Source organism: Nostoc flagelliforme FACHB-838, assembly GCF_014698065.1.
GTDB lineage: Bacteria > Cyanobacteriota > Cyanobacteriia > Cyanobacteriales > Nostocaceae > Nostoc > Nostoc flagelliforme_B.
The window spans coordinates 1-7,386 of sequence record NZ_JACJSI010000295.1 but is presented as its reverse complement, the minus strand read 5'-3'; the positions used below and the strand labels follow the sequence as shown (position 1 = coordinate 7,386).

The 7,386-nt window shown below is 36.7% G+C and carries 6 protein-coding genes and 4 pseudogenes; 6 read left to right on the top strand and 4 right to left on the bottom strand.

Features of this window, described 5'->3' with window-relative positions; all coding sequences use genetic code 11:
- Positions 1–182: 182 nt before the first annotated feature.
- Complete coding sequence (locus H6G97_RS41340; RefSeq protein WP_199350027.1) at positions 183–368, bottom strand: hypothetical protein; 186 nt, start codon at positions 366–368, stop codon at positions 183–185.
- A 41-nt stretch (positions 369–409) separates the two neighbouring features.
- Positions 410–1,198, bottom strand: a pseudogene (locus H6G97_RS41335) (potassium-transporting ATPase subunit KdpA); the annotation flags it as partial.
- A 678-nt stretch (positions 1,199–1,876) separates the two neighbouring features.
- Between H6G97_RS41335 and H6G97_RS41330 the strand changes: the two are divergent.
- The gene (locus H6G97_RS41330; protein ID WP_422394265.1) at positions 1,877–2,917 is read left to right on the top strand and encodes a sensor histidine kinase; all 1,041 of its coding nucleotides are present in this window, start codon (positions 1,877–1,879) and stop codon (positions 2,915–2,917) included.
- Position 2,918: 1 nt separating this feature from the next.
- Positions 2,919–3,590, top strand: a complete 672-nt coding sequence (locus tag H6G97_RS41325) for a response regulator transcription factor (RefSeq protein ID WP_190946386.1) — start codon at positions 2,919–2,921, stop codon at positions 3,588–3,590.
- Between the two features lie 253 nt (positions 3,591–3,843).
- Here the strand turns inward: H6G97_RS41325 and H6G97_RS53890 are convergent.
- Positions 3,844–4,007 (bottom strand): annotated as a pseudogene (locus tag H6G97_RS53890) (IS4 family transposase); the annotation flags it as partial.
- A gap of 886 nt (positions 4,008–4,893) precedes the next feature.
- On the opposite strand from H6G97_RS53890, the gene H6G97_RS41320 reads away from it, so the two are divergent.
- The 4 genes and pseudogenes from H6G97_RS41320 to H6G97_RS56280 all read left to right on the top strand — a co-directional run.
- Positions 4,894–5,211 carry a TrkA C-terminal domain-containing protein gene (locus tag H6G97_RS41320; RefSeq protein ID WP_190946385.1) on the top strand — a complete coding sequence of 106 codons (318 nt, stop codon included), beginning with the start codon at positions 4,894–4,896 and terminating at the stop codon, positions 5,209–5,211.
- Positions 5,208–5,711 carry a hypothetical protein gene (locus H6G97_RS41315; protein WP_190946384.1) on the top strand — a complete coding sequence of 168 codons (504 nt, stop codon included), beginning with the start codon at positions 5,208–5,210 and terminating at the stop codon, positions 5,709–5,711. The genes H6G97_RS41320 and H6G97_RS41315 overlap by 4 nt, the downstream gene beginning before the upstream one ends.
- A 46-nt stretch (positions 5,712–5,757) precedes the next feature.
- Positions 5,758–6,156: a hypothetical protein gene (locus H6G97_RS41310; protein WP_242055928.1), complete on the top strand. Its 399-nt coding sequence runs from the start codon at positions 5,758–5,760 to the stop codon at positions 6,154–6,156.
- Positions 6,157–6,249: 93 nt separating this feature from the next.
- Positions 6,250–6,343: pseudogene (locus H6G97_RS56280) on the top strand (IS5/IS1182 family transposase); the annotation flags it as partial.
- 243 nt (positions 6,344–6,586) lie between these two features.
- On the opposite strand, the pseudogene H6G97_RS41300 reads toward H6G97_RS56280, so the two are convergent.
- Positions 6,587–6,661: pseudogene (locus tag H6G97_RS41300) on the bottom strand (IS1/IS1595 family N-terminal zinc-binding domain-containing protein); the annotation flags it as partial.
- Between the last annotated feature and the right edge of the window lie 725 nt (positions 6,662–7,386).

Here is a 7,386-nt window from a genome sequence, read left to right as displayed (position 1 = left end):
CGCTCTAGTCAACCAACTCCATCCTTACTCCCCAAAGTTCCTACTACTGATTAAGTAATAAATGCTTCCTATACATTATGTGTCTTCCGAGATGATTTAGTCTTAATTTTCATCGATGAGCTTGTGTGTTTAGTCGCTGTAGCTTCTTCAATCATTATATTTTGCTCGATTTCAGCAATAAATTACCCCCATGAACGATTACATTTATCATCAATAGCGAGAAAAGTCTTCCCAAAGCTTCCTTGCCCTAAAGGTTTCATGATACGGTAGCGATCATTGAGTAAGTTATCTGACTGATTAAATCCAGAATCACTAATTGCTGCTGAAGGCTGTAGGTCTTTTTGTTTCTCTGGAAAACCACTGCACATACAACGTATTACTCCTTAAATTGTAGGATTTAAACTAATTTGCTCAAAGTTACCTTAATCTCAATTAAGTTAGAAAACCCGTTGGGATTTTCAAATGGATGTGCTGAGTTGATAGCGAAAAAGCCGCCGCCGTTTTCTCCTAGCTGCTTGATGATTTCAAAATGAGCTACAGGATCACGAGCGATCGCCTGACTAATATTAGGATCTTCTAAAGTAGGAATTACAACTGGACCGGCTAAGGTTTCGGGAACGCCAGCCGCCATCAGGGCAATACCACCCACAATACAAATAGGTAGCAAAACTCTTGTAATTGAGCGAATCACATCTACATAAAAGTTGCCCAACGGTCTACCAGTCAAACCTCGAATAAAGGCAATTCCCACCGTTAAACCAGTCGCCGCCGAGGTGAACATATGATAACCCAAACCCCACATTTGACTGACATAGCTGACGTAGGTTTCACCAGAATAGTGCTGTTGGTTAGTGTTGGTAATAAACGATATGGTTGTATGTAATGCTGTATCCCAATTTGACGCACCTATTTTGGTAGGGTTAAAGGGCAACCATCCTTGGCTCATGAGGATGAAGAAAATCAGCAACGCCATAACTATGTTGCTGTACAAGATGGCTCTTGCATATTGCCAACCTGTCATACCTTCTTTAGTGGCAACATCTACTAAAGAGTAAAGCACTTGTTCCACTGGGTTCAAAATTGGGTCGAGAAAAGTGCGTTGTTCTTGGTAGACACGCGCCATATATCGCCCAAAAAAAGGAGTTATTGCTACGACAATTAGTAGCGTTAATGCTATTTGCAGCAATCCTTGTAGCATAAGTTATACCAATTGATTATTCGTAATTAAAAAATGCCTAAAGCTATTGAAAATAAAGTTATTGGAATATTGAGTATCAATGAGGATCAGATATCAATCATAACATTTCAATTTCATCAAATACTCTGCTTTGAACATAGGAGTTAATCTAATTTTATGAGTTGTCGTACATAAACATAGAATTTGCCTACAATTCTTTGGATCAATTTGTTTAAACAATATCATTGATTTCAGAATGAAACCAAGACATAGAAGATATAAAAACAGGCTTATTTTTTATTCATAAGGCGTTTATTTTTTCTATATTTCACGTTTAGGTAAAATATATCAAACGTTTAGTATGTTTATTTTTTTTTGTAAACGCTAGTTTTGCAAAAAAAGGTTTTATGTTGTATTTATGAAGATTTATTTTAACTCACTTAAAATAAATAACGTCCTAATTATAGTTTTACCTTAAATTTAAGGTGCACCGGATATACTTAATCTCTAAACAAAATATATTTTTTATCTAAACGGTATCTCGGCTGTTAAGAATTAAATGAATTTTATTAAGATGAATATCAGAGTTTAATTATTTATCATGGAATTAACAGCCTCCATGACCAAAATATATCCTCAATGCTTCTACTTCCCACAAAACTTCTGACTAAAAACTCACGATTGAGTAGATTGGTAGTCATGTTAGCGCTGTTTGTAACTGTCGTGCTGATGGAGTTTATTACACCTACAGAGTATGTGTTTGGCTACTTTTATACGGGGCCGATATTATTAACGAACTCATGGTTCGGGGTGGGTGCGACCTTTATAGCGACAACGAGCGCTGTTTTCTTAACGATTGTAAATCTTTTCTTGCCAGGGGGTGAAGTTATTAAAACATCCATAGTTGCCAGTCGCGCGATCGCTGCAATAGCTTTGATTGTAACTGGTGTATTAAGCGAGCGCCTGCGTCGTTCCCAAGAAGCGATCGCCGTTACCTGTGCCAAACTGGAATCTCAACAAGAATTAGTCAAACTTCGAGAAGATTTTGCTTCTACACTCACTCATGATTTAAAAACCCCACTCTTGGGAGCAATTGAAACTATCAAAGCGTTTCAACAAGAAAAGTTTGGACCCGTTTTACCAACCCAACAACAAGTGTTGAACACAATGGCACGCAGCCACAGGACTTCTCTCCAAATTGTGGAAACTTTGTTAGATGTCTATCGTAATGATACTGAAGGCTTAAAGCTAGACTTAGCACCTGTAGATTTAACTAACTTAGCAGAAGAAGCGGCTAGTAGTTTGATTGCATTAGCTGCCAATCGTCGTGTTCATCTCTCGATCAGTTATGGTGATTCCGATTGGCGACATGCATTGTGGGTTAATGGTGATGCACTGCAACTGGAAAGAGTTTTTAACAATCTTTTAGTGAATGCCATTAATCATTCGCCTCGCGGTGCAAGGGTAAAAATATTTTTAGAACCGCAAGCCTCTTATCAGGTGGTGAAGATTCTAGATACAGGTGCGGGTATTCAACCAGAACAGTTCCCTCATTTATTTGAGCGATTTTATCAAGGACATAGCAATCGCCAAGCTAAGGGTTCGGGATTGGGGCTTTACCTATCTCGCCAAATTATTGAAGCCCACGGAGGTATAATTAGGGCAGAGAATAGAGTACCCACTGGTGCTATGTTTGCTTTCAAATTGCCCATTTATCCATTTCCATCTCTAACTGCGTGAAATGTTCTCTATCCCAATTAAAATTCTGCTTGTTGAGGACGATGAACTTTTCCGCTTGGGTTTACGTGTGCGATTGCAACAAGAACCAGAGTTAGAGATTGTCGCCGAGGCTGAAGATGGTGAAACAGCTATCGAGCTACTTAAGCAAATTCCTCTGGATGTAGTGCTTTTGGATGTAGGTTTGCCAGGAATTGGGGGAATCGAAGCTTGTAAACAAATTAAACAGCAAAATCCTCTACTGCCAGTTTTAGTTTTCACCTCCCATTCGCAAAAACCTCTAATTACACGTTTGATTGAAGCAGGCGCACAAGGCTACTGTCTCAAAGGAATTGCTCCGGAAAAATTAGTTTTAGCATTACGTTCTGTAGCCAGTGGTGCTTCCTGGTGGGATGCAACTGCAACACAAGAAATTCGTTCTTCATTGAGCTACAAGACACCTCAACTTGAGCCAGAAAACATAACAAAGCCTGACAATCCACTCACTGGACGTGAGCAAGAAATTCTCTCACTCTTAGCCGCAGGAAAAACTAATCAAGAAATCGCTCATGAACTGTGTATTGCATCTGGAACAGTACGAGTTCATATTCATGCAATCCTACAGAAATTAAAAGTAAGCGATCGCACTCAAGCTGTGCTTATTGCTTTACAAAAACAGTTAATCAAAAGTCAGTAGACTGAAAACCTTCACGGCGTTGCTGATTGAAAGTATGAATTAGTCTTAGGCAAAGACGCAAAGGCGCAAAAAATCGTTGTTTAGTTATATCAAAAATGTCAATTCATACTCTAATTCAGCAACGCCACCTTCACAATTGCCCTGGGTAGCGAGTGCTAATAGCTCGAGACGCAACAATCTTCACATTGGGTAGGGACGAAGCTTATCTGCTTCCAGGCATTCAGAGTACAAACCTTACGGAGGACAAAAAGAGCTAGGACGCAGATATGATAAGCCTCATAGCCCTCTCAAAGTTCTGGTAGTACTTACACATATTAGGATTTATCTCAATAATTCAGCGACTAATTCATAGGAATTTTCCATGAAATTGACCCAATTGTGGCCATTTTGACCAATATAAAAACTACTATGTCGTCGAACAATATTTCTTTAGAGATGATTTACCGCAGTCTATATCATTTTTATATTACTCATCAAAAAGGTAAGGCAACTGATCCTATCAAGTATTTTGCTGCACCAGAAAATTAATCGCATTTATTCTCATTCATTCTCACAGAGCATGTCCCATTTAAAAAAATAAACTCTATTTGAAAAATTTCAGTATATTGAAAGAGGGGGGACAATGGACTTATTAAAAAACTAATAACTTGGTGATAATTTTATCTGAATTTATCAGTTAAAATCGATTTGTTATGGACAAATTTCAGATATAGTGAACAGTCAACAGTGAACAGTTATCAGAAATTTGCGCGCCTTTCACTGTTCACATTCTGGGTGCAAGCCCCCAAATTGATTTGTGAAAAAAAGGAAAATCATTCATTATTAAAATCCTTTGAATTCATTCATGGGGATTAACTGGTAACTGATGATTGATAACTGTTAAAACTGCCTTGCGACCTTAATTTGTAACCAATGATTTAGAGCAGAACTTTCAAACTTAGACACAATAATTTCAGACTATAAACATTATAAGATGTTCAAATATTAAGCGTAAAAGTAATGAAGCTGGCCTGTTAATCCAAATTTTAAGATAAAAGTTAGTTTTTTCTCAAATCTTGTCTGAGTAATATTCCTAAATGACACATGGCAGTAAAATACAGCTTTGTTACTTCTACCTTTATATTTGGACTGTTTACTAGTTTATCTATCGAATTTATATCTTTAAATATAGGCTGTTTAGGTAAAAATAAACATATGTTTATTTTTTGTATAACGTTTAATTTTTCTCAAAATATATCTAGATAGGCATATTTTTTACATAAAATGATGCACAATAACATTAGAGTTAAATAAAAATTCTTTTGTGTTGAACAACCAAAGTCTAATTGAACCGAGTCTATTTGGTGTTTTAATCCAACTAAATAGTATTTACTGTGGTATTAATCTAAACGAAATTCAGTTACCCGAGAAATGTAGTTTTTTAGGGATATTAAGGGAAGATAAAGTCATCTCAGCACAAGAAAATCCTGAAATTTATTCTGGAGACTACATCTTAGCAATTGCGATACATTCAATGATGGTTACAGCTTTAAAAGTCACTCTTAAGAGAATTCATTCTGTTTATTATTCTCTCAATACTTGTTTATTAGAATCTCGACGAATATCTAGTAAAGTTTCTTGATTTTAGTTAAAGAAACTCTTTTAAATAATTGTAGTTTTGCACGCTCTTTAGGTATGGATAGTTACTTTTTCTCATATCATACACCTACTCCTAAGATGATTAAAGATTTAGGCTCTTCGATTACAGAACAAATCAAGGATGACATAAGTAACATCAACTCTCAAGACAATCTCATCTCTTTTACTGAAAATTTGTTTATAGGTGGACAAAGAATTGAAGTCAACCATACTATTCTCTCTGAATCGATTGTGGTTGTGGAAGCTCCATCTATATTACAAGGAGATTGGTTAGCAGCAGGAGTTTCTACACTTTTAGTTATTCAAATGAACGAACAACCTGGACCTTGGAGTACTACTATCTTCAAATATTGTGGGCTACTACAGATTCATAAGATTGAAGTTGTTACCTCACCCTGGAAGAGCAAAAGTATTGGTGTAGATAGAACTCAAATAGTACCAAAAGAAAAACAACAGTTAAGTCTTCTGATTCATTTTCAATGATTAGTCTGTTCCAAAAAATGGGATGGAAACCTATTAAACAGAATTTATGTCTTTGGCAAATAACTTTCATATGCAGTTCTCGGAAATACCACAAATTTATATATCCGCAGAAACAAGTGCAAATCAATCCACCTTGATTGAAGCTAAACTAATAACGGCAACACATAATGAGGCGAAAAAAAAGGATGAAGATATACCTACAACTATAGTAATTTTAGCTCCTATTTGCTTTATGACTGTTGCAACGATTTACTTGTTTGTTATCTCAAATGTTTTGAAGATTATAGAAAATAAAAATCGGGTATTAAACATTAATCGACTGAAGCAATATCCCTGTAGAAGCTGTAAATTCTTTGATGGCAATAATTATCTCAAGTGTGCAGTAAACCCCTTGGTTGTTTTTACCAAGCAAGCAATCAATTGCTCTGAATACCAGCCGCGATAGAATGTTTCATTATCATAAAAAACCTCACCCAAGGCTATCCGAGCCAATAATTGACAGTTAAAGCGTTAAAAGCGCAGCAATGGTGAGTCAGTTGGTTTTGATGCAGGTAAAAAGCTAAAAGAACGTAAGCGATTTATGACCGTCCATACCTTGGGATTAGTGTTAAGGGTTTTAGTAACAGCAGCTAATGTCGGTGAAAAAAAGGAGAAAAACAAGTTTTCAGGCGGGTTAAACAGTCCGATCAAAAGATATCTCGCTTGACGACTATCTGGGTTGATGGCGGCAATGATTACGAACCATTTATGCAATGGATGATGAATTTTTGCCGTTGGATTGTGCAGGTAGTTTTGCGCCCAGAACAAACCTTCATGTTTTGCTTTGCTCAAAAAACCTTGGGTTGTCGAGCGCACTTTTAGTTGGTTGATGTGATATAGACATCGATAAATTGACGACCACAACTGACACAAATGTGATTCTGCTTACCTCTTCGTTTACCGTTTTTCTGATATCCGCAGACTCATACCATTTCACGAAAAATCTGATACAGATGTAACCCCTGAAAGCTTTGCTGCATCTAAGTTTTTTAATTGCGTACAGCCCTTTGGGCATGAAAACAGCGACGCGCAAAGCGAGTCCGCGTTCGCTTTTAGCGTCTCGTAGAGAGCGTCATTGCGAATTGCGAATTGTGAATTGGTATCATAGTATGGACAATGCACAGTAGAACACCTCAATTCATCCCTATATTATGCAATGCCCAGAAAACTAATAACTCAAGACCAATGGCTATTAAACGCTTGATCTCGTCAATTCATTTAGATGTCTACATCTAAATAACTAACTTTATATCCTCTTTAGATTATCTAGAAAAATTTGTATATGACAATACTGATTATGTATTGTTTTTACTAAAGGTTGGGTCATTTCTGTATTAGCAGTATAAGAATCATATTTGATTCTGGAAAAATACAAGATAATAAGAAGGGAACATCTATAGATCAGTTTTATGGAGCAGAATTAGTGAATTATTTACGTAAAGTCTTTTCACTAGGCTTTTCAATCATCAGGGCAAACGCATCTAAATATAGTACACGTATACTAAGAAGCCAAGAAAGGTAGCGATCGCTTTGGAGATGGAGGTTGAGCAATGAGGCTTTGATGATAAAGTCATTCTAGAAGTAGAGGAAAGCCCCTAAAAAAGCGTGAAGCTCAAGCCGAAAATTACGATTGCTG

Bases quoted from the DNA above. Each gene is read 5' to 3' on its own strand.
- H6G97_RS41325 (WP_190946386.1), top strand. From the start codon at position 2,919: ATGTTCTCTATCCCAATTAAAATTCTGCTTGTTGAGGACGATGAACTT.
- H6G97_RS41340 (WP_199350027.1), bottom strand. From the start codon at position 368: ATGTGCAGTGGTTTTCCAGAGAAACAAAAAGACCTACAGCCTTCAGCA.
- H6G97_RS41330 (WP_422394265.1), top strand. From the start codon at position 1,877: ATGTTAGCGCTGTTTGTAACTGTCGTGCTGATGGAGTTTATTACACCT.
- H6G97_RS41310 (WP_242055928.1), top strand. From the start codon at position 5,758: ATGTCTTTGGCAAATAACTTTCATATGCAGTTCTCGGAAATACCACAA.